Origin of the sequence: Marinobacter orientalis, from assembly GCF_004792665.1 — a bacterium.
Classification (GTDB): Bacteria; Pseudomonadota; Gammaproteobacteria; order Pseudomonadales; family Oleiphilaceae; genus Marinobacter; species Marinobacter orientalis.
Window position 1 is genome coordinate 20,335 of sequence record NZ_SRZX01000005.1, and the last position, 21,592, is coordinate 41,926.

Annotated in this window: 17 protein-coding genes and 1 tRNA gene; 15 read left to right on the forward strand and 3 right to left on the reverse strand. The window is 55.1% G+C overall.

Going from position 1 to position 21,592, the window contains the following annotated elements; genetic code table 11:
- The first annotated feature begins 91 nt into the window (after nt 1-91).
- The 13 genes from DIT72_RS13620 to DIT72_RS13680 all read left to right on the forward strand — a co-directional run bounded on the left by DIT72_RS13620 (nt 92) and on the right by DIT72_RS13680 (nt 15,581).
- Nucleotides 92-1,237, forward strand: coding sequence for a YCF48-related protein (locus DIT72_RS13620; RefSeq protein WP_228260821.1), 1,146 nt, complete (start codon nt 92-94; stop codon nt 1,235-1,237).
- 49 nt (nt 1,238-1,286) lie between these two features.
- Nucleotides 1,287-3,671, forward strand: a complete 2,385-nt coding sequence (locus tag DIT72_RS13625; protein WP_135955798.1) for an efflux RND transporter permease subunit — start codon at nt 1,287-1,289, stop codon at nt 3,669-3,671.
- Between the two features lie 189 nt (nt 3,672-3,860).
- Complete coding sequence (locus DIT72_RS13630; protein WP_135955799.1) at nt 3,861-4,844, forward strand: TAXI family TRAP transporter solute-binding subunit; 984 nt, start codon at nt 3,861-3,863, stop codon at nt 4,842-4,844.
- 89 nt (nt 4,845-4,933) lie between these two features.
- Nucleotides 4,934-7,531 (forward strand): TRAP transporter permease, encoded by a 2,598-nt coding sequence (locus DIT72_RS13635; protein ID WP_135955800.1) that lies wholly within the window; start codon nt 4,934-4,936, stop codon nt 7,529-7,531.
- 144 nt (nt 7,532-7,675) lie between these two features.
- Nucleotides 7,676-9,601 carry a threonine--tRNA ligase gene (gene thrS / locus DIT72_RS13640; protein WP_135955801.1) on the forward strand — a complete coding sequence of 642 codons (1,926 nt, stop codon included), beginning with the start codon at nt 7,676-7,678 and terminating at the stop codon, nt 9,599-9,601.
- Nucleotides 9,598-10,140 (forward strand): translation initiation factor IF-3, encoded by a 543-nt coding sequence (gene infC / locus DIT72_RS13645; protein WP_135955802.1) that lies wholly within the window; start codon nt 9,598-9,600, stop codon nt 10,138-10,140. The genes thrS and infC overlap by 4 nt, the downstream gene beginning before the upstream one ends.
- A gap of 94 nt (nt 10,141-10,234) precedes the next feature.
- Nucleotides 10,235-10,426, forward strand: a complete 192-nt coding sequence (gene rpmI, locus DIT72_RS13650) for a 50S ribosomal protein L35 (RefSeq protein WP_135955803.1) — start codon at nt 10,235-10,237, stop codon at nt 10,424-10,426.
- 51 nt (nt 10,427-10,477) lie between these two features.
- On the forward strand, nt 10,478-10,831 hold the full coding sequence (rplT, locus tag DIT72_RS13655; protein ID WP_135955804.1) for a 50S ribosomal protein L20: 354 nt from the start codon (nt 10,478-10,480) through the stop codon (nt 10,829-10,831).
- Between the two features lie 138 nt (nt 10,832-10,969).
- Complete coding sequence (gene pheS / locus DIT72_RS13660; RefSeq protein ID WP_135955805.1) at nt 10,970-11,968, forward strand: phenylalanine--tRNA ligase subunit alpha; 999 nt, start codon at nt 10,970-10,972, stop codon at nt 11,966-11,968.
- 58 nt (nt 11,969-12,026) lie between these two features.
- Complete coding sequence (gene pheT / locus DIT72_RS13665; protein ID WP_135955806.1) at nt 12,027-14,399, forward strand: phenylalanine--tRNA ligase subunit beta; 2,373 nt, start codon at nt 12,027-12,029, stop codon at nt 14,397-14,399.
- A 3-nt stretch (nt 14,400-14,402) separates the two neighbouring features.
- Nucleotides 14,403-14,705, forward strand: a complete 303-nt coding sequence (ihfA, locus tag DIT72_RS13670) for an integration host factor subunit alpha (RefSeq protein ID WP_071264800.1) — start codon at nt 14,403-14,405, stop codon at nt 14,703-14,705.
- A complete protein-coding gene (locus DIT72_RS13675) occupies nt 14,686-15,051 on the forward strand; it encodes a MerR family transcriptional regulator (RefSeq protein WP_135955807.1) in 366 nt (121 codons plus the stop codon). Before ihfA ends, DIT72_RS13675 begins: the two co-directional genes overlap by 20 nt.
- A 158-nt stretch (nt 15,052-15,209) precedes the next feature.
- Nucleotides 15,210-15,581, forward strand: coding sequence for a VOC family protein (locus tag DIT72_RS13680; RefSeq protein WP_135955808.1), 372 nt, complete (start codon nt 15,210-15,212; stop codon nt 15,579-15,581).
- Between the two features lie 96 nt (nt 15,582-15,677).
- Here the strand turns inward: DIT72_RS13680 and DIT72_RS13685 are convergent, their stop codons facing one another.
- From DIT72_RS13685 to DIT72_RS13695, 3 genes are all read right to left on the reverse strand, one after another.
- Nucleotides 15,678-15,887, reverse strand: coding sequence for a hypothetical protein (locus tag DIT72_RS13685; protein ID WP_135955809.1), 210 nt, complete (start codon nt 15,885-15,887; stop codon nt 15,678-15,680).
- Nucleotides 15,888-16,159: 272 nt separating this feature from the next.
- Nucleotides 16,160-16,236, reverse strand: a tRNA-Pro gene (locus tag DIT72_RS13690).
- Between the two features lie 113 nt (nt 16,237-16,349).
- Nucleotides 16,350-17,996: an FMN-binding glutamate synthase family protein gene (locus DIT72_RS13695; protein ID WP_135955810.1), complete on the reverse strand. Its 1,647-nt coding sequence runs from the start codon at nt 17,994-17,996 to the stop codon at nt 16,350-16,352.
- A 241-nt stretch (nt 17,997-18,237) separates the two neighbouring features.
- On the opposite strand from DIT72_RS13695, the gene DIT72_RS13700 reads away from it, so the two are divergent.
- Nucleotides 18,238-19,827: a BCCT family transporter gene (locus DIT72_RS13700; RefSeq protein ID WP_135955811.1), complete on the forward strand. Its 1,590-nt coding sequence runs from the start codon at nt 18,238-18,240 to the stop codon at nt 19,825-19,827.
- A gap of 172 nt (nt 19,828-19,999) precedes the next feature.
- The gene (locus DIT72_RS13705; protein ID WP_135955812.1) at nt 20,000-21,589 is read left to right on the forward strand and encodes a BCCT family transporter; all 1,590 of its coding nucleotides are present in this window, start codon (nt 20,000-20,002) and stop codon (nt 21,587-21,589) included.
- Nucleotides 21,590-21,592: the final 3 nt, after the last annotated feature.

Below are 21,592 nucleotides of genomic sequence, written 5' to 3' on the forward strand. Positions count from 1 at the left end.
GGCCGCAAGGTGCCGGTACGTTCGTAGTTCAAGCCGGTAGCGCCGGTAAAAGTAAAGTGACACAGTTCAAAACAACATATAGGCAATCTGAATGGATACAAGGTTGATGTGCAAGACTCTGGGAGCGGCCTGTCTTGGACTATCCATGGCAATGTCCGCGCCCTCGGTGTTTGCACTTGCAGACATCATCGAAGTCCCGTCCCGGCCGACCCTGCTGGCACCCGAGAATCTGCTCACCGATGCAGACCGTGCGGGTGAGCAAATCGTTGCGGTCGGTGAGCGTGGTCATATCATCTTCTCCGAAGATGAAGGTGAAACCTGGGATCAGGCCGAAGTTCCGGTATCCGTTACACTTACCGGTGTCGATTTCGGCACAGAGCAACATGGCTGGGCTGTGGGTCATAGCGGTGTTGTGCTCCATTCCAGCGATGCCGGCGAAAGCTGGGAGCTTCAGCTGACAGGTATCCGCGCCATGGAGCTTGTCATCGAAAGTCGCCAGGAACAGATTGAAGAACTGGAACAGAAAATAGAAGAGGCTCCTGAGGAAGAGGTAGCTGATCTGGAGTGGGAGCTCGATGACCTGTGGTTCTCCCTGGAGAATCTGGAATCTGATCTCGACATCGGCCCGGTTAACCCTCTTCTTGATGTCTGGTTTGAGAATGAAAATCACGGTTTCGTTGTGGGTGCCTATGGCATGTTTCTGCGCACCACAGACGGCGGAGCGACCTGGCGAGACTGGTCACCCCGGGTCGACAATCCTACCGGATTCCACCTCAATAGCATCACCCGGATCACCGGGGGCGCTCTGGTAATTGTGGGCGAGTCGGGCCAGATTTTTGTTTCCGTCGATGGCGGCGATAGCTGGGAAAAACGTGAAAGCCCCTATGAAGGTTCACTGTTTGGTGCCATCGGCACGGGCGAGGTGAATGAAATTCTGGCGTTTGGCCTGCGCGGCAACATGATTTTCTCCAGCGATTTGGGTAAGAGCTGGAAAGTGGTCCCAAACGAGGCTGGTGCAACACTCAATGATGGTGCAGTGGCAGACGACGGTAGAATCACCGTGGTTGGTAACGGCGGCACGGTCCTGATGAGTACCGATGGTGGTGAAACTTTCCGACCCTATTCCAGGGATGATCGGGAAGGTGTGATGGACGTGGTACCGCTCTCCGGAAACAATCTCCTGATCGTGGGCGAGGGTGGCGCGAAGCATACCGACGCTCGTGGCAAGAGCCTTTAATAACGCCCTGATGCGGCACCAACAGATTGAAAACGAGAGGGGCTTTTGAATGTCGAACCCGAAGCATGACAAGGGCGAGCATTACCTGACGACACCGAAGGCAGAACCGTTTCTGGAACGGCTGATCTTCAACAATCGGGCGATTATCCTGATTGCATTTTTCTTCCTCACCCTGTTTCTGGGCTACAACGCGGTCAAGATCCAGCCGGATGCCAGCTTCGAGCGGATGATTCCGCTGGAGCATCCGTACATCGTCAATATGCTGGAGTACCGGGATGAGCTGGAGAACCTGGGTAACTTCGTGCGTATCGCCGTGGAAGTGGAAGAGGGCGATATTTTTACAGAACAGTACATGGAGACCCTGAAACAGATCACTGATGAGGTGTTCTATCTCAACGGGGTGGATCGCTCCGGACTCAAATCACTCTGGACCTCCAACGTCCGCTGGGTGGAGGTTACCGAGCAGGGGTTCCAGGGCGGCACGGTTATACCGGATAACTATGATGGGTCCCGGGAAAGCCTTGAGCAGTTACGCCAGAACGTACTCCGGTCGAACGAAGTGGGGCGCCTGATTTCGGACAACTTCAAGTCCACGATCGTTTATGCGCCGCTTTATGAAAATAACCCGGAAACCGGTGAGCCACTGGACTACGGTGAATTCTCGCGTCAGCTGGAAGAGAAGATACGTAACAAGTACGAAGCGCAGAACCCCAACATTGATATCCATATTGTTGGGTTCGCGAAAAAAGTGGGTGATCTGATTGAAGGTATCGGCTCCATTGCCTGGTTTGCCGGTATTACCATCATTTTGACCACGCTGCTGCTGTTCGGTTACTCCCGCTGCATTAAAGGGACACTGGTGCCGGTGTTTACCTCGATCATCGCCGTGTTCCTGCAATTGGGTACGTTGCGACTGCTGGGTTACGGGCTGGACCCATATTCCGTGCTGGTTCCGTTCCTGGTGTTTGCCATCGGTATCAGTCATGGCGTTCAGATTGTCAACGCCATGGCGGTGGAAGCGGCAAAAGGATTCGATTCTGTTACCGCAGCCCGACTGGCATTCCGGGCGCTTTATATTCCGGGCATGCTGGCCCTGATTTCCGACGCCTTCGGTTTCCTGACCCTGATCTTCATTGAAATTGATGTGATCCGGGATCTCGCGGTTGCAGCCGGTATCGGTGTGGCATTCGTCATTCTCACCAATCTGGTGCTGCATGTACTGATCATGTCCTACCTTGGCATATCCAAGGGCGGCGTTCGCCATGTGCAGAATCACGGCGAAAAACAGGACCGCAAATGGCGCCTGATGTCGTACTTTGCGCACCCCGGTGTGGCGCCGATTTCACTGCTGATCGCAGTGATTGGCCTGGGGGTTGGTCTCTACTTCAAGCAGGATCTCAAGGTCGGTGACCTTGACCAGGGCGCTCCAGAGCTGAGAGCCGACTCGCGTTATAACAAGGATAATGCCTTCATCATCGAGAACTACTCGACGAGTGCCGATGTGTTGGTGGTGATGGTGAAGACCGAAGAAGAGCAGTGTACCCAGTACAATGTTCTGCGCGCCATGGATACCCTGCAGTGGGAATTGCAGAATACTCCGGGTGTTCAGTCCTCGGCCTCGCTGGCGAACGTGTCCAAACTGGTCACAAAGGCCCTGAACGAGGGCAACTGGAAGTGGTATGAAATTTCCCGTAACCAGACCATCATCAATGCCTCTATCCGTGAGGCGCCAGCGGGCCTGATCAATACCAACTGTGATCTTACTCCGGTACTTGTTTTCCTGGAGGATCACAAGGCAGAGACACTGGAGACAGTGACCGAGCGTGTTGAGGAATTTGCCAGCAACTATAATACCGATGAATACAGGTTCCTGCTGGGCGCCGGCAATGCGGGCGTGGAAGCGGCAACGAATGATGTTATCTCCAGCGCCAAGAACAAGATGCTGATGTTTGTCTACGGCGTGGTTGCCCTGTTGTGCCTGCTGACGTTCCGTTCAGTCCGGGCGGTACTGTGTATCCTGATTCCGCTGGGGCTGACGTCGATTCTGGCCGAGGCGATCATGGCGGTGTCCGGTATCGGGGTCAAAGTGGCAACATTGCCGGTTATTGCGTTGGGCGTTGGTATCGGTGTCGACTATGGCATCTATATCTACAGCAAACTCGAGAAGTTCCTGCTTGAGGGTAATACCCTTCAGGAAGCCTATTTCGAAACCCTGAAATCTACCGGTAAGGCCGTTATCTTTACCGGGGTCACGCTGGGTATCGGTGTGGTGACCTGGATCTTCTCGCCCATCAAGTTCCAGGCGGATATGGGGCTGTTGTTGTTCTTCATGTTCATCTGGAACATGGTTGGGTCCATCTGGCTGCTACCGGCTCTGGCGCGCTTCCTGCTGCGCCCGGATCGCATGGTTGCCAGGGCTCGCGCGAGTAAATAACGTCTCGCCGAAGTGATCAGAAAAGCCCGCAAGGCGGGCTTTTTTGTTTTTCGTTCAGATGGTTAGCGTGCTAATTCCCGCTTTATTAATGGCGTAAAGTGGTCTATGTTTTAAGATGAATGTGGAAAGCGTCTGTGCGATTGCGCAGACCCAAAAAAAGCAATAATGAGCAGAAATAAGGGAATAGTCATGGCACTGAAACAGAAATTTTCCGTACTCGCGGTCGCAGCGGCAGTCAGCTTCGGAGCGGCCTCTACAGTGGTTAACGCACAGGAGCAGCAATTCGTCACCATCGGCACGGGTGGCGTGACGGGGGTTTACTACCCGGCGGGCGGCGCCATTTGCCGGCTGGTCAATATGGACCGCAAGGAACACGGTATCCGTTGCTCCGTAGAGAGCACCGGGGGCTCGGTCTACAACCTCAACGCGATCCGGCAGGGTGAGCTGGACCTGGCGGTTGCTCAGTCTGACTGGCAATACCATGCCTATAACGGTACCGGCCAGTTTGAAGATGACGGCCCCAATAAAAAGCTTCGGGCAGTTTTCTCCCTGCACCCGGAACCGTTCACTGTCGTCGCCAGCAAGGACTCAGGTATCAAAACGTTTGAAGATCTTGAGGGCAAGCGGGTTTCCGTCGGCAACCCGGGCTCCGGCCAGCGCGCGACCGCAGAAGTGCTGATGGATGAAATGGGCTGGACCATGGACAAGTTTTCTCTGGCCGCAGAATTGAAAGCGGCTGAGCAGTCCCAGGCCCTGTGTGATGGCAACATTGATGCGTTCTTCTATACGGTCGGTCACCCCTCCGGTGCGATCAAGGAAGCAACGACTTCCTGCGACAGCGTGATTGTCAGCGTTGATAACGAGGCCACTGAAACCCTTATCGAAGAGAATTCGTATTATCGGGAAGCTGTCATTCCGGGCGGCATGTACCGGGGCAGTGATGAGGACACCACCACCTTTGGTGTTGCTGCCACATTTGTGTCCTCCACCGATGTTTCGGAGGACGTGGTGTATGAAGTGGTCAAGGCGGTCTTCGAAAATTTTGACAGCTTCAAGCGCCTGCATCCGGCGTTCGGCGTCCTGAACAAGGAAGAAATGGTATCCGATGCGCTGAGTGCACCTCTGCACCCGGGTGCAGAGAAGTACTATAAAGAAGCCGGCCTGATCGAGTGATCCTGTAACCGGGAAAAAAACAACACCGCAGGCAAGCCAGCCTGCGGTGTTTTGATCTCCGACCCGCTATATTTATACAGGATCGAGCTATGGCCAATAGCGAACCGAGAGCCGGGGATAAGATCGACAGCAACAAAGTTGCCGAGGTTCTCCAGACCGAAACCGGTGGAAGAGCCGCCACTGGCATGGCTGCAAGGATACTTTTTGTTGTCCCCCTGCTCTGGTCACTTTTTCAGCTATGGATAGCCTCACCGCTTCCTTACATCGTCGAATTCGGTGTGTTCAACTCGACTGAATCGAGATCTATCCACCTTGCATTTGCCACTTTCCTGGCCTTTTCTGCTTACCCGATGATTCGGGGCAGGGATATTGATCACGTTCCATTCTATGACTGGATTCTGGCATTGGCCGCTGCCTTTGCAGCCTCCTATCTGTTTTTCTTCTATGACCAACTTTCGACCCGCCCAGGGGCGCCCATAACTCAGGATCTTATTGTTGCTCTTGGTGGCATTATCCTGCTGCTGGAAGCTACCCGCCGGGCCCTGGGATTACCCCTGACCATCGTGGCAGGCGTATTCCTTATCTATGCCCTGGCCGGCCCCTACATGCCGGATGTCATTTCCCATAAGGGCGCAAGCCTGAGCAAGCTTTCTTCCCATATGTGGCTGGGTACCGAGGGTGTATTCGGTGTTGCTCTGGGGGTTTCTACCAGCTTTGTTTTCCTGTTCGTTCTCTTTGGTGCGCTGCTGGAGCGCGCCGGCGCAGGTCACTATTTCATCCAGGTCGCCTATGCGATGTTGGGACACATGCGCGGGGGCCCCGCCAAGGCAGCCGTTGTGTCCAGTGGTCTGAGCGGGGTGATTTCCGGCTCGTCCATCGCCAACGTGGTAACCACGGGTACTTTCACAATCCCGCTGATGAAGCGGGTTGGCTTCCCGGCTACCAAGGCCGGCGCCGTAGAGGTGGCGGCCTCAACCAACGGTCAGCTGACTCCCCCCATCATGGGCGCGGCAGCTTTTCTGATGGTTGAGTACGTGGGGATTTCCTATCTGGAAGTCATCAAGCACGCGATCCTGCCGGCAATGATTTCCTACGTAGCGCTGATTTATATCGTTCATCTGGAAGCCTGTAAGCTGAAGATGAAGGGCATTGAGCGCCTGGACCGCCCGACACTGGCCCAGCGAATGCTGAACTGGGTTGTGATTCTGCTCGGGCTGAGCGTTCTCACCTTCATTGTCTATTACGGCATCGGCTGGTTGAAGGTTGTGCTTGGAGAAGCAGCTGTCTGGGTGCTGGGACCGTTGCTGCTTGCTGTCTATATCGCACTGGTCTGGTACTCAACCCGTTTTCCGGTACTTGAACCGGATGATCCCGAGTCTGCCATGGACACGCTTCCGGAGGTCGGGCCAACGGTGAAAACCGGTCTTTATTTCCTGCTGCCGGTGGTGGTCCTGGTCTGGTGTCTGACGGTTGAGCGCTTCTCTCCCCAGCTATCTGCATTCTGGGCTACGGTGTTCATGATCTTCATCGTCATTACCCAGCAGCCGCTGAAGGCTTTTTTCCGCAACAGAGGTGGCTTTCTGTGGGAAACAAAAACCGGTTTTGTCGACCTGCTCCATTCGCTGGTAACGGGCGCGCGCAACATGGTGGGTATCGGTGTCGCGACTGCGACAGCCGGTATCGTGGTCGGCACAGTGACGCTGACCGGTATCGGCCTGGTGATGACCCAGTTTGTTGAGTTTATCTCGGGCGGCAACCTGCTGCTGATGCTGATATTTACCGCCATTATCAGCCTTATCCTCGGTATGGGCCTGCCTACCACGGCCAACTACATTGTGGTTTCCACATTGATGGCACCAGTGATCGTTACCCTCGGCGCCCAAAATGGCCTATTGGTGCCTCTCATTGCCGTCCACCTGTTTGTGTTCTATTTCGGCATACTGGCGGACGATACGCCGCCCGTGGGACTGGCCGCCTACGCGGCGGCCGCAATATCGGGGGCGGATCCGATACGAACGGGTATCCAGGGCTTCACCTATGATATCCGGACGGCGATTCTGCCATTCATGTTCATCTTCAATACCCAGCTGTTGCTGATCGGACTGACAGGGTGGCTGGATCTGCTGGTCACCATAGCCAGCGCGGTGACGGCAATGCTGGTGTTTTCAGCAGCTACCCAGGGATACTGGTTCACCAAGAGCTATAAATGGGAGTCAGCGCTGCTATTGCTGATCACCTTCACCCTTTTCCGGCCGGGATACTGGTGGGACATGGTGTACCCGCCTACAGCGGACCGGCCAAGTACAGAGATTGTAGAGCATGTCGAAAATGTTCCTGCTGGTGAGTCTATCATTCTGCAGGCATCCGGTATGTCTTTGAGTGGCGAGGATGTGTCCACTTACCTGAGCCTGGAGCTGCCGGCAGCGGAGTCCCCGGAAGCAAGGCTGGAGAGCGCCGGCCTGGAGTTGTCCCGTCAGGACGATACCATGGTGGTGGACTTTGTCGGCTTTGGCAGTGCGGCTGAGGATGCCGGCATCAGCTTCGGCTGGACCATTGACTCGGTGCAGGTTGAACTCGATCGTCCACCCAAAGAACTCATGTTCATACCTGCGCTCATCCTGCTCGGGCTGGTTGCCTTCGGCCAGTTGCGGCGACGAACGCCCGAAGAAGCAAGCGCATACGCCTGATCCCCGCCCCTGCAAGCCCGGCATTAACCTGTCGGGCTTTTTTCTGTTAAACTCCTGCGCGCAGCGGTCCGCGGTTTGTATCGCGGCCAACCGTCAACATGTGGTCTTTGGTACGGATCACCTCTGAGACTCAAGGAGCCAACTATGCCTGTTGTTACCCTGCCGGATGGCAGTCATCGCAGTTTTGCCGAACCCGTAACCGTTCACGATGTTGCCGCAGACATCGGCGCCGGTCTTGCCAAGGCCGCTATTGCCGGCCGAGTGAATGGCACCCTGGTTGATACCAGTTTCCCCATTGAAGAAGATGCCGATCTCGCCATTGTTACCGAGCGTGACGAAGAGGGCGTTGATATTATCCGCCACTCCACCGCCCACCTGCTTGCGATGGCCGTCAAGGAGCTGTTTCCCTCCGCTCAGGTGACCATCGGCCCGGTTGTGGATAACGGGTTCTACTATGATTTCAAGTTTGACCGGCCATTTACCAATGAGGATCTGGGCCGGATTGAAAAACGCATGGAAGAGCTCGCGAAACAGGACATTCCCGTTTCGCGCTCAGTGATGTCCCGTGATGAAGCCGTGCGTCTGTTTGATGAAATGGGTGAAGAGTACAAGGTTCGTATCATCGAGGATATTCCCGGTGACGAGGACCTGTCATTTTATCGCCAGGGTGATTTTATTGACCTGTGCCGTGGCCCCCATGTGCCCAGTACCGGCAAGCTCAAGGCGTTCAAGCTGACCAAGGTGGCCGGCGCCTATTGGCGTGGCGATACCAGCAATGAGCAATTGCAGCGTGTGTACGGCACCGCCTGGGGCAACAAGAAGGACCTGAAAGCCTATCTCCATCGCCTGGAAGAGGCAGAGAAGCGCGATCATCGTAAAATCGGCAAGAAGCTGAGCCTGTTTCACATGCAGGAAGAGGCGCCGGGTATGGTGTTCTGGCATCCTGATGGCTGGTCCCTGTATCAGGAAATCGAGCAGTACATGCGCCGCAAGCAGCATGAGCATGGCTATCAGGAGATCAAGACGCCACAGGTGGTCTCCAGGTCGCTGTGGGAGAAGTCCGGTCACTGGGACAAGTTCAAGGACGACATGTTTACCACCGAGTCCGAGAAGCACGACTACGCCATCAAACCGATGAACTGCCCGTGCCACGTGCAGGTGTTCAATCAGGGCCTGAAGAGCTACAAGGATCTGCCCCTGCGCCTGGCGGAGTTCGGCTCCTGTCATCGCAACGAGGCGTCCGGTGCATTGCACGGCCTGATGCGGGTGCGTGGGTTTACCCAGGATGACGCTCACATTTTCTGTGAGGAAGATGCGATTCAGCAGGAAGTGTCTGATTTTATCCAGATGCTCCACGAGATTTACAAGGATTTCGGGTTTACCGAAATTCTCTACAAGCTGTCTACCCGGCCGGAAAAGCGGGTTGGTTCGGACGAAGTCTGGGACAAGGCGGAAGCAGCCCTTGAACAGGCTCTCAACCGTGAAGGGGTGGATTGGGAGTTATTGCCTGGCGAAGGTGCATTTTACGGCCCCAAAATCGAGTTTTCCCTCAAAGACTGCATCGGCCGGGTATGGCAGTGTGGTACCATTCAGGTCGATTTTTCCATGCCGGGGCGTCTGGGTGCCCAATATGTTGCGGACAATTCCGAGCGCAAGACGCCCGTTATGTTGCACAGGGCAGTATTGGGATCGTTTGAGCGCTTTATTGGCATCCTGATCGAGGAATATGAAGGGGCTTTTCCCACCTGGCTGGCCCCGACGCAGATTGCCGTACTTAATATTACCGACAATCAGCGTGATTATTGCCAGAATCTTGCAAAAAAATGGGATTCTCTGGGCTATAGGGTTAATGCTGACTTGAGAAACGAGAAGATCGGCTTTAAAATCCGCGAGCATACTATTAACAAAGTCCCCTTCCTTGTTGTTGTCGGCGACAAAGAAGTTGAGAACAACGCCGTTGCGGTGAGAACCCGCAAAGGCGAAGATTTGGGGACTTTATCGCTGGAAGCGTTTGAGCAGCTGATGGCTGACGAAATCAATCGCAAAGGCAGAACCAAAACGGAGATCTGATTATTAAACAGCGAGCGAATCGGGGGCGCACACCAAAGGCGCCGATCAATGAGAATATTGACGCAACTGAAGTCCGTCTTATTGACGCAGAGGGCAACCAAGTCGGTGTAGTGCCGATCGAAGATGCAATCAAGCAGGCAGAAGAAGCGTCTCTTGACCTGGTTCAGGTTACGGATTCCGATCCGATCGTCTGTAAGATAATGGACTACGGCAAGAAGATCTTCGATGAGAAGAAGGCCAAGGCTGCTGCGAAGAAGAAACAGAAGCAGACCCAGGTCAAAGAGCTTAAGTTCCGTCCAGGAACTGAAGAAGGGGATTATCAGGTCAAACTACGCAACCTGGTACGTTTCCTTGAGAACGGGGACCGCGGCAAAATTACTATTCGCTTCCGTGGGCGTGAGATGGCACACCAGGAAATCGGTATGAAGCTCATGAACAGGATTGAAGCGGATATTGAAGATATTGCCCAGGTAGAACAGCGGCCAAAGATGGAAGGCCGCCAGATGACCATGGTTGTGGCTCCCCGCAAAAAGAAGTGACTCTGATCCGGTAATGATCCCCCGCGGTCGCGGGGGTTTTGTCGTTCAGGGACACGTTGATGTCATTTAAAAACAGAATGCGGAGTTTTAAAAAATGTCCAAGATGAAAACCAAAAGCGGGGCCACCAAGCGGTTCAAGAAAACCGCTACCGGCTTCAAGCACAAGCAGTCCTTCACCAGTCATATCCTGACCAAGAAGAGCCCCAAACGTAAGCGTCAGCTCCGTGGTACCAAGCTGATTGCCAAGTCTGACGTGGCGTCTGTCAAGCGTATGACAGCGTGCTGATTCAGCCGCTAACCATTCCTGAAAAGGTTTAAAAGGTAGAAGGATTAAAGTATGGCTCGTGTAAAGCGTGGCGTGGTAGCACGTCGTCGTCACAAGAAGATTCTCAGTCAGGCCAAGGGTTACTACGGAGCGCGCAGCCGCGTCTATCGTGTAGCCAAACAGGCGGTCATCAAGGCCGGTCAGTATGCTTACCGCGACCGTCGCAACCGCAAGCGTTCCTTCCGCGCACTGTGGATCGCCCGTATCAATGCCGGCGCCCGTGCCAACGGTCTGTCGTACAGCCGTCTGATTGCAGGCCTTAAAAAGGCCAATGTCGAGATCGACCGCAAGGTTCTGGCCGACCTGGCCATGAACGAGCAGCAGGCGTTTACTGCTGTTGTTGAGAAGGCAAAAGCGTCCCTGTGATCGCTTAGCTCTTTCATCGGTTACCGATCGATTCAGGCGTCTCCATGAGTTCATGAAGGCGCCTTCTGATAGGGGAAGGGCGCGCTCTTCCCCTATTTTTGTTTGGAGTGATTCCATTTCTGGATTGGAGCAGGGTCAATGGAAAACCTGGATCAACTCGTTCAGGACGGTCTGGCGGCGGTCGACAGTGCCGACAGCTTGCAGGCGCTGGATCAGATTCGTGTTGAATACCTTGGCAAGAAGGGTGTTATCACCCAGCAGGCGAAAACACTGGGCAAACTGTCCGCCGAAGAGCGCCCGGCTGCCGGCCAGAAAATCAACGAAGCCAAGGGGCAGGTCGAGCAGGCAATCAATGCCCGGCGCACGGACCTCGAGCGCGCTGCCATTGAGCAGAAGCTGGCCAGCGAAACCATTGACGTTACCCTTCCCGGACGTGGCCAGGACCTTGGTGGTCTGCATCCGGTAACGCGCACCCTGCAGCGTATTGAACAGTTTTTCGCGCGCGCCGGTTACACCGTGGAACAGGGGCCCGAAATCGAAGACGACTATCACAACTTCGAAGCCCTGAACATTCCCGGCCACCACCCCGCCCGCGCCATGCACGACACCTTCTATTTCAATCCGGGCACCTTGCTGCGCACTCATACCTCGCCGGTACAGATTCGCACCATGGAGGACGGCAAGCCGCCGTTCCGCATGATCTGCCCCGGACGCGTTTACCGCTGTGACTCCGACATGACCCACACACCCATGTTCCACCAGGTGGAAGGACTGCTGGTTGAGAAAGACGTCAGCTTCGCGGATCTGAAGAGCACTGTTGAGGAATTCCTGAGGGTGTTCTTCGAGCGGGATCTGGAAGTGCGCTTCCGTCCGTCTTATTTTCCGTTCACCGAGCCTTCCGCGGAAGTGGATATCGAGTGGGGCCGCGAAGAAGATGGCAGCATCAAGTGGCTGGAAGTAATGGGCTGCGGCATGGTCCACCCCAAAGTATTCGAACATTGCGGTATCGACGCCGAGGAATACCGTGGCTTTGCATTCGGTCTCGGCGTTGAGCGCCTTGCCATGCTTCGCTATGGCGTTAACGACCTGCGTATGTTTTTCGAGAACGACCTCCGCTTCCTGCGGCAGTTCCGTTGAACGCGTCGTCGGGCAATGGAATTAACAGGCACAACCGCATCAGGACAAGGCAGATACCATGAAATTCAGTGAGCAGTGGCTACGGGAATGGGTCAATCCGGCGAACGATACCCAGGCATTGATGGACCAGATCACCATGGCGGGTCTGGAAGTTGACGGATTTGAGCCGGTAGCCGGCAAGTTCAGTGGCATTGTGGTGGGTGAAGTGGTTTCCGTGGCGCCCCATCCGGATGCGGACAAGCTCCGGGTCTGTCAGGTTAATGATGGCAGGGAGACAGTACAGGTGGTTTGCGGCGCTCCCAATGTTCGTGATGGCCTCAAGGTACCCTTCGCCGTTGTGGGGGCAGTGCTGCCGGGTGATTTCAAGATCAGGAAGGCAAAACTTCGCGGCCAGTCTTCCGAGGGAATGCTGTGCTCGGAAGCCGAACTGGGCCTGTCGGAAAATCACGAAGGTCTGATGGAGTTGCCGGATGATGCGCAGGTAGGCCAGGAACTGAGTGACTATCTCAAGCTGAACGATGTCACCATCGATGTGGATCTGACGCCGAATCGCAGTGACTGCCTCTCCATTAAAGGCATCGCCCGTGAAGTCGGTGTGCTGAACAGCATGGTGGTCGAGGGGCCGGAAATCGGACCTGTGGAAGCGGTCCATTCGGACGTGCCGGAGATTGCGGTCAAGGCGCCCGAAGGCTGTCCCAGGTACCTGGGCCGGATCCTGCGCAACGTGGACCTGGGTATTGAATCACCGCTGTGGATGCAGGAAAAATTGCGTCGCTCCGGTATTCGCTCTATCGACGCGGCCGTGGATGTCACCAATTACGTCATGCTTGAGCTGGGGCAGCCGCTTCACGCCTTCGATCGTGATGAAATCGAAGGTGGCATCGTTGTGCGTATGGCGAAGCCGGGTGAAAAGTTGGTGTTGCTGGACGGGCAGGAAGTGGAGCTGACCGCTGATACCCTGGTGATTGCCGATCACGCCAAGCCGATTGCCATCGCCGGTGTCATGGGTGGGGAGCACTCCGGTGTCAGCGAAAGAACCCGCGATCTGATCCTGGAGGCGGCATACTTCGACCCGATTACACTGGCCGGTAAGGCGCGCCATTATGGCCTTCATACCGATGCCTCCCACCGGTTCGAGCGTGGTGTCGACTATGAGCTTGCCCGGGACGCCATGGAGCGGGCCACAGCTTTGCTGATGTCTATCGTTGGCGGTGAGCCCGGCGATGTTGTTGAGGTGGTCAGCAGGCAGAATCTGCCGGAAGATCGCACAGTGGATCTTCGCGAGCAGCGCGTTGCGGATGTATTGGGTCTGCGAATCGACCGGACCACGGTCGAAGAAATCCTGACACGCCTTGGCTTGAATATCGACAAGTTACTGAAGAACGGTTGGCGCGTGCACGTGCCCAGCTTCCGCCCTGATATCAGTATCGAAGAGGACCTGATTGAGGAAATTGGCCGGATCTACGGATACAACAATCTGCCGGTGACCGAGCCCACCGGTTCCCTCGGCCTGCGGCCGCAGCAGGAAGCGGTTCGCCCGGTTTCCGCGATCCGCGACTACTTTGTATCCTGTGGCTACCAGGAAGCGATCACCTACAGCTTTGTGGACCCGAAGGTCCAGAACCTGGTCGATCCGGAGCAGGAGGGTATCGCTCTGGCAAACCCGATTTCTTCCGACCTTTCGGTCATGCGCACCACACTGTGGAGCGGATTGCTGAAAACAGTGGCGTACAATCAGAATCGGCAGCAGCCACGGATTCGACTGTTCGAGACCGGGCTAAGCTTTGTAAAGGAAGCCAAGCGAATCGAGCAGCAGCCCATGCTTGCCGGCGTGGTGGTTGGCAACCAGCTGCCTGAAAACTGGGCAAACGGGCGCAGGAGTGCCGATTTCTTTGATGTAAAAGGGGAACTGGAGAGTTTATTCCAGCTTCTCGGCATTGAGGTGCAGTTTCTTGCGAGTCAGCATCCAGCCCTGCACCCGGGCCAGACGGCCGAATTGCTTCGCGACGGCGAACATGTAGGCTGGCTGGGCACATTGCACCCACAAGTTCAGAAAAAACTGGAACTTAATGGCACGATTCTGATGTTTGAGCTATTCTTGAATTCGATCGTTTCGGGATATGTGCCTAATTTCAAAGATATTTCAAAATTCCCTGAAGTTCGGCGGGATTTGGCTATTATTATCGGAAGCGGTGTGGGGTTTGCAGATGTCGAGCGTGTGGCGAAAAAACACGCCGGTGAGCACCTCACGGCTTTGCGTGCGTTTGATGTCTATGAAGGTGAAAGCCTGGGTGAAGGTAATCGAAGCCTTGCCCTCAGCCTGTTCTGGCAACATCCCGAACGCACACTAAATGAAGTAGAGGTGCATTCGCTCTTCAACGGTGTAATCGAGGCACTGCAGGAAGAGTTGGGGGCAACATTGAGGAGTTAACAGATGGCGGCTTTGACGAAAGCGGAAATGGCGGAGCGTTTGTATGAGGAGTTGGGCCTTAACAAACGTGAAGCCAAGGAGATGGTAGAAGCTTTTTTCGACGAAATCAGAGGCGCTCTCAGCCATAATGAACAGGTGAAGTTGTCCGGATTCGGCAACTTCGACTTGCGCGACAAGAAGCAGAGGCCGGGACGGAACCCGAAAACTGGTGAGGAAATTCCAATCAGTGCACGGCGTGTTGTTACGTTTCGACCGGGGCAAAAACTAAAACAGAAAGTAGAAGCTTATGTTGGAACCCAGTCATAACAACGAGTTACCCACGATACCGGGTAAGCGTTACTTTACCATTGGCGAGGTTGCCGAACTCTGCGCGGTGAAGGCGCACGTTCTCAGGTACTGGGAGCAGGAGTTTCCCCAGCTTTCGCCGGTCAAACGCCGTGGTAACCGCCGCTATTACCAGCGTGCCGACGTTATCACCATTCGCCAGATACGAAGCCTGCTGTATGACCAGGGCTATACTATTGGAGGTGCCAAGCAGAAGCTCAGCAGTCATGAGGTGAAAGACGATACTTCCCAGTATAAGCAGTTGATCCGGCAGATGATCACCGAACTTGAGGAAGTTCTGGATGTCCTCAACGCCTCGGTGAAATGAAGGCCTGAATCAAAAATCAAAAAACCGGAGGTTCGCCTTCGGTTTTTTTGTTACAGCCGCCATTTTTCAGGAACAATACCCGCGGGCAAGTGGCCATTTTTGTCCAATGTCTCGTATGGCTATCTGTATCTATTAATTACAAACAGGAGTACAGCAACATGATCGGCTACGTAACCATCGGTGTGAAGGATATCGAGAAGGCCAAGAAGTTTTACCTGGACCTGCTGGGCGACCTTGGTGCAAAAGAACTGTTGGATCTCGGCCGAATCGCGTTTATCGGTAAAGATATGAAGTCACCGATGCTGGCAGTCTGCACGCCGGCAGACGGACTGGACGCAAACTGCGGCAACGGCAATATGTTCGCCATTCCCCCCGGGTCAAAAGAGGCGGTGGATGCCCATTACCACCGTGCGATCGAATTGGGTGCCACCAGCGATGGCGAGCCCGGCCAGCGAATTCCGGATCAGTTTTATGGTGCCTACGTGCGCGACCCGGACGGTAACAAACTGGCCTTCTTTCACTTCGGCTAGTCGTAGCCGGCCCGCTGTCGCCATCGGTGATCTGATTGGTGATTTACTCGGTGCCAGCGGGGCGACAATCACTTTCTCACTGGCCAGGAGAGGGTCTTACCGCTTCTGGATCTGCTCGATCAATTCGACGCGCTCGGAAGCAGTTTTCAGGTCTTCTGATGCTGTGCCGGCGGAGTCCGGTGCAAGTGCAACCAGAACGATTGTCATGATCGCAAAAAGCAGGGGCACGACAAGGCCGGCGATCTCAACGGCATCGAAGGAAATGTCCGCGGGTTCAGCGGCGCTGATGTCATCTGCGTGTTCCATTGGATAAAGCCTTATGTTTTCGTGATTGCCGGTTACGCCTCACAGAGCGTCGTCAGAAGCCGCCTGAGCCGCGCAAATTTTATGGGTTGATGAGGAAGCGGGCAATCGATTTACCCGAATAATAAGGTTCCATATCGGTATTCGCTTACTTGCTACATCCGCAATTGTAAGCGTTCGTTAGCGGCTGCTTCTTGCAGCGAAAAACGGCCGGCTGGGGGTTTTCCGGGAACAACAAAGCCCGGACCTTTCGGCCCGGGCTTTGTGTAGGGAATTGGTCGGGACGGCAGGATTTGAACCTGCGACCCTCTGCACCCCATGCAGATGCGCTACCAAGCTGCGCTACGCCCCGATACTGCTAGTGGCCAGTGAAACTTGAGATAAATCTCAGTGGCTTAGCGGGAGCGAAGTCTACACCAGCCTCCGCTAAAAATAAACATCCTTTCGGCAATTTGCCGGGTATTTCTATCGCAGCTTGGTGTCCCGTAATTTCCGGATAAATTCCGGTGGCTCGAAGCTGTCTGCGGTGGCCTCTGGCCAGTAGACATCGAACACTCGCTCACCGGTTTCGCCCTTCAACAGAGCGCCGGGTTCGAGGAACGGAAACAGGTCCAGATAGGAGTGGACTTCCGTTCTCGAGGTGCGGCGAATGATATGTTCCGGGCCCAGTTCGGAAGGATGTTTGAGACCGGAGGCCGCAAGCAGGTTCTTGAGCGCATCAACGGTGTTTTTATGGTAGTTGTAAACCCGCTGGCTTTTGTCCCTCACGTCGAGCTTTTCACTGCGCCTGGGATCCTGGGTTGCAACGCCGCTGGGACACTTTCCGGTGTGGCAATTCAGCGACTGAATGCAGCCCAGTGAAAACATATAGCCGCGGGCTGCGTTACACCAGTCCGCACCCAGCGCCAGGGTCCGGGCCACGTTGAATGCCGATATGATTTTACCGGCAGCGCCTATGGCGATGTCTTCCCGTAAATTGGTGCCGACCAGCGTGTTATGGACCAGTAACAGTGCCTCCTTCATGGGTGTTCCCAGGCGGTTGATAAACTCCAGGGGAGCCGCACCTGTCCCCCCTTCACCGCCATCAACGACGATAAAGTCCGGTTTTTTGCCGGTTTCGAGCATTGCCTTGACGATGGCAAACCATTCCCAGGGATGGCCTATGGCCAGTTTGAACCCCACTGGCTTGCCGCCTGACAGCTCGCGCAACCGTTCCAGGAACTCCAGCAGTTCAATGGGCGTGGAGAAAGCCGAATGGCTGGCGGGGGAGACTACGTCCTCACCGGGGCTGACGCCACGGGCTTTGGCAATTTCGGGTGTTACCTTTTCGCCGGGTAGTATGCCGCCGTGCCCCGGTTTTGCTCCCTGAGACAGTTTGACCTCGATCATTTTGACCTGGTCTGTGGTGGCGTTCTCGACAAACATTTCTTCATTGAACGTACCGTCCTTATGCCGGCACCCAAAGTAGGCAGACCCGATCTCCCATACCAGATCACCGCCGGGTTCCCGGTGATAGCGGGAGATGGAGCCTTCACCGGTATCATGATAGAAACCTCCCATTTTTGCGCCGCCGTTCAGACTCAGAATGGCGTTGGCAGAGAGAGAGCCGAAGCTCATGGCAGAAATGTTGAACACGCTCGCGCTATAGGGCCTGGCGCAGTGTTTGCCGATGGTGATGCGAAAGTCGGAATCTGTCAGATTTACCGGTCTGAGCGAGTGATTGATCCACTCGAAACCCTCGTCATACATACTCATTTGGGAGCCGAAAGGACGCTTGTCGAGGATGTTCTTGGCCCGCTGGTAGATAATCGTGCGCTGCTCCCGCGAAAAAGGACGCTCGTCGGTATCTGACTGGATAAAGTACTGCCGTATCTCGGGGCCAATGGATTCGAGAAAATACCGGAAGTGGGCAAGGATCGGATAGTTGCGGCTGACGGTGTGTTTACGCTGCAGCAGATCCCAGGTGCCCAGTACCGCCAGTGCGCCGAAAATGAACGGCAGGGCAAGGTACCAACCCTGGAGCAAAGTCCCTGCCATCAGTGACAGCAGCAAGCCTGCCAGGCTCAGTGCATAGGCGGTGTAGCGGAAAGGGATGGTTCGGGTTTTTGCCATTGGATCCTCTGAACACAAAACGACAGGTTGACCGGATGTTACCAGCATTCAAGCTGGCGATACGTGTCTTGAGCTGAAATCGATTCACCCGGTTTTCCTCGCATATCCGAATATTGGTCTAAGATTGATCTCAGGGCGTAAACCTGCGCTCTTTGATGTTTTGAGCTCAAAGCAATAGGATGGACAACTTGTAACGTTTGCATCCGGATAAAGCCAGCTTACCCGAACAGGAGGCTCAAACGTGGGCGACGTTGTAAAAGACGAATACTCAACGGATTACGTCGCAGGCCAGGATAATATTCAAAAGTATGGTCTCGACCTGCATGCGCCAGTATTCCCGATTACGGCGATACTGGTCCTGACGTTCGTTATTGGTACCCTGATCTTCCCGTCGGAAGCCAAAGAAATTCTTGACGGAGCAAAATGGTGGATACTGGGTCAGTTTGACTGGTTTTTCCTGATTAGCGCCAACATCATGGTGATCATTGCGTTAGCGCTGATTTTCCTGCCAATAGGCAGCATCCGTATCGGCGGTGTAGACGCCACACCGGATTTTTCGACATTTTCCTGGTTCGCAATGCTGTTTGCCGCAGGTATGGGTATTGGCCTGATGTTCTGGGCCGTTGCTGAACCGGTGGCCTATTACACCGGCTGGTATGAAACGCCACTGGGGGTTGAAGCCAACACCCCGGAAGCTGCCAATCTGGCGATGGGCGCCACCATGTACCACTGGGGCCTGCATCCCTGGGCAGTCTACTCGCTGGTCGCCCTGTCACTGGCGTTTTTCGCTTACAACAAGAACATGCCGCTGACGATTCGCTCAGCTTTCTTTCCCCTGCTTAAAGATCGGGTTTGGGGCTGGCCGGGCCACGTCATCGATACTATGGCCGTATTTGCAACAATTTTCGGGCTTGCCGCCTCGTTGGGTTTCGGCGCCCAGCAGGCCGCATCCGGGCTGGATTATCTGTTTGGAATTTCAGCCACCGTCAACGTACAGATGGCGATTATCACCGGTGTGACGGCAGCGGCTCTGATCTCGGTTCTGCGGGGCCTGGATGGCGGCGTGAAAGTCCTCAGCAACATCAATATGGCACTGGCAGGCATCCTGATGTTCTTCATTATTTTTGCCGGCCCAACCATGACCATTATCGAGACGATCTGGATTACGTCGTCCAGTTATGTCGCTAATGGCCTGGCGTTAAGCAACCCGTTCGGTCGCGAGGACGAGACCTGGTTCCACGGCTGGACCGTGTTCTACTGGGCCTGGTGGATCTCCTGGTCGCCGTTCGTTGGTATGTTTATCGCCCGGGTTTCCCGCGGCCGCACGGTTCGTGAGTTTGTCACGGCGGTGCTGCTTGTTCCGACCGTTATTACCGTGGTCTGGATGAGTGCGTTCGGTGGCGCTGCACTGGAACAGGTCCGGGAGGGCATTGGCGCACTGGCTGAAGATGGCCTGACCGACGTTTCCCTGGCTTCGTTCCAGATGCTTGCCAACCTGCCGCTCATTGGCGTTACGTCTTTCGTTGGTATCGTACTGGTACTGGTTTTCTTCGTAACGTCTTCCGATTCCGGTTCGCTGGTTGTCGACAGCATTACCGCCGGTGGCAAAACCGATGCGCCGACCGCACAGCGCGTATTCTGGGTGGTAATGGAAGGTGCGATCGCCGCTGCAATGATATTTGGCGGTGGCGACGACGCGCTGGGTGCGATTCAGGCAGTTGCGATATCGGCCGGTCTGCCGTTTACTGCGATCTTGCTGGTGATGACCTGGGGACTCCTGAAAGGCCTTACACATGAACGCAAACTGCTTCTGTCGGAAGGCAAGCTCTGAAAAGCGTGCAGGCCAAAAGGGGGTCTCGCACCAGAAGGCGCTACACTGCTGGATGTCCGGACAGTGCGGCATCCAGTCTTTGATGTTTTGAACTCAAAGCAATAAGATGGCGAGCCTTTAATGTTCGCATCCGAATACAAAAAAGGTTTTACTCAAACAGGAGGCTCAAAACGTGGGCGAGGCGGTAAAAGACGAATACTCAACGGATTACGTCGCAGGCCAGGATAATATTCAAAGGTATGGTCTCGATCTTCACGCGCCGGTATTTCCGATCACGGCAGTACTGGTAGTAGCGTTCGTTATAGGTACGCTGATGTTCCCGGGAGAAGCGAAAGAACTCCTGGACGGCGCGAAATGGTGGACAATTGCCCAATTCGACTGGTTCTTTCTGCTCAGTGCCAATATCTTTGTGGTGGTTGCTCTTGCCCTGATTTTTTTGCCCATGGGTAAAATCCGCATTGGCGGCATGGACGCAACACCGGATTTCTCGACGGCGTCCTGGTTTGCAATGCTGTTTGCAGCCGGTATGGGTATCGGCCTTATGTTCTGGGCCGTTGCGGAGCCGGTAGCCTACTACACCGGTTGGTATGAAACGCCTCTGGGTGTTGAAGCCAATACGCCAGAGGCCGCCAGGCTGGCCATGGGTGCCACCATGTACCACTGGGGCCTGCACCCCTGGGCAATCTACGCGATTGTGGCGTTGTCGCTGGCGTTCTTTGCCTACAACAAGAACATGCCGCTGACAATCCGCTCAGCCTTCTTCCCGTTGCTTAAAGACCGTGTGTGGGGTTGGCCGGGACACATCATCGATACCCTGGCGGTTGTGGCGACAATATTCGGTCTTGCCACGTCTCTCGGTTTTGGTGCCCAGCAAGCCGCAGCCGGCCTGGATTACCTGTTCGGGATCTCGTCCGGTATCAACGTGCAGATGGCGATTATTACCGGCGTGACGGCAGCTGCCCTGATATCGGTTCTGCGGGGCCTGGATGGCGGTGTGAAACTCCTCAGTAACATCAACATGTCACTGGCGGCACTTCTGCTGTTTTTCATCATTTTCGCTGGTCCGACCATGACCATTGTCGAGACAATCTGGATCACCTCCTCCAGTTACGTGGGTAATATCGCGCAGTTGAGCAACCCGTTCGGTCGCGATGACGAGGCGTGGTTCCACGGCTGGACGGTCTTCTACTGGGCATGGTGGATTTCCTGGTCACCGTTCGTTGGTATGTTTATCGCCCGGGTTTCCCGCGGACGTACGGTTCGCGAATTCGTAACGGCGGTACTGATTGTCCCGACAGTGATCACCGTGGTCTGGATGAGCGCATTCGGTGGCGCTGCCCTGGAGCAGATCCAGCAAGGCATCGGCGCACTTGCCGAGGACGGTCTGACAGAGGTTCCCCTGGCTTCGTTCCAGATGCTTGCCAACCTGCCATTCGTTGCAGTGAGCTCCTTCATTGGCATTATTCTGGTTCTGGTATTCTTCGTGACCTCTTCGGATTCCGGCTCGCTGGTTGTTGACAGCATCACAGCCGGTGGCAAAACCGATGCGCCGACCGCTCAGCGTGTATTCTGGGTGGTAATGGAAGGTGCGATTGCCGCGGCGCTGATCTTCGGCGGCGGCGACGACGCTCTGGGTGCGATCCAGGCGGTCGCCATAACCGCTGGACTGCCTTTCACGGCCGTGCTGCTGGTGATGACCTGGGGGCTGCTGAAGGGCCTCTCCCATGAGCGCAAATTGTTGCTTTCCGAAGGCAAGCTCTGATTG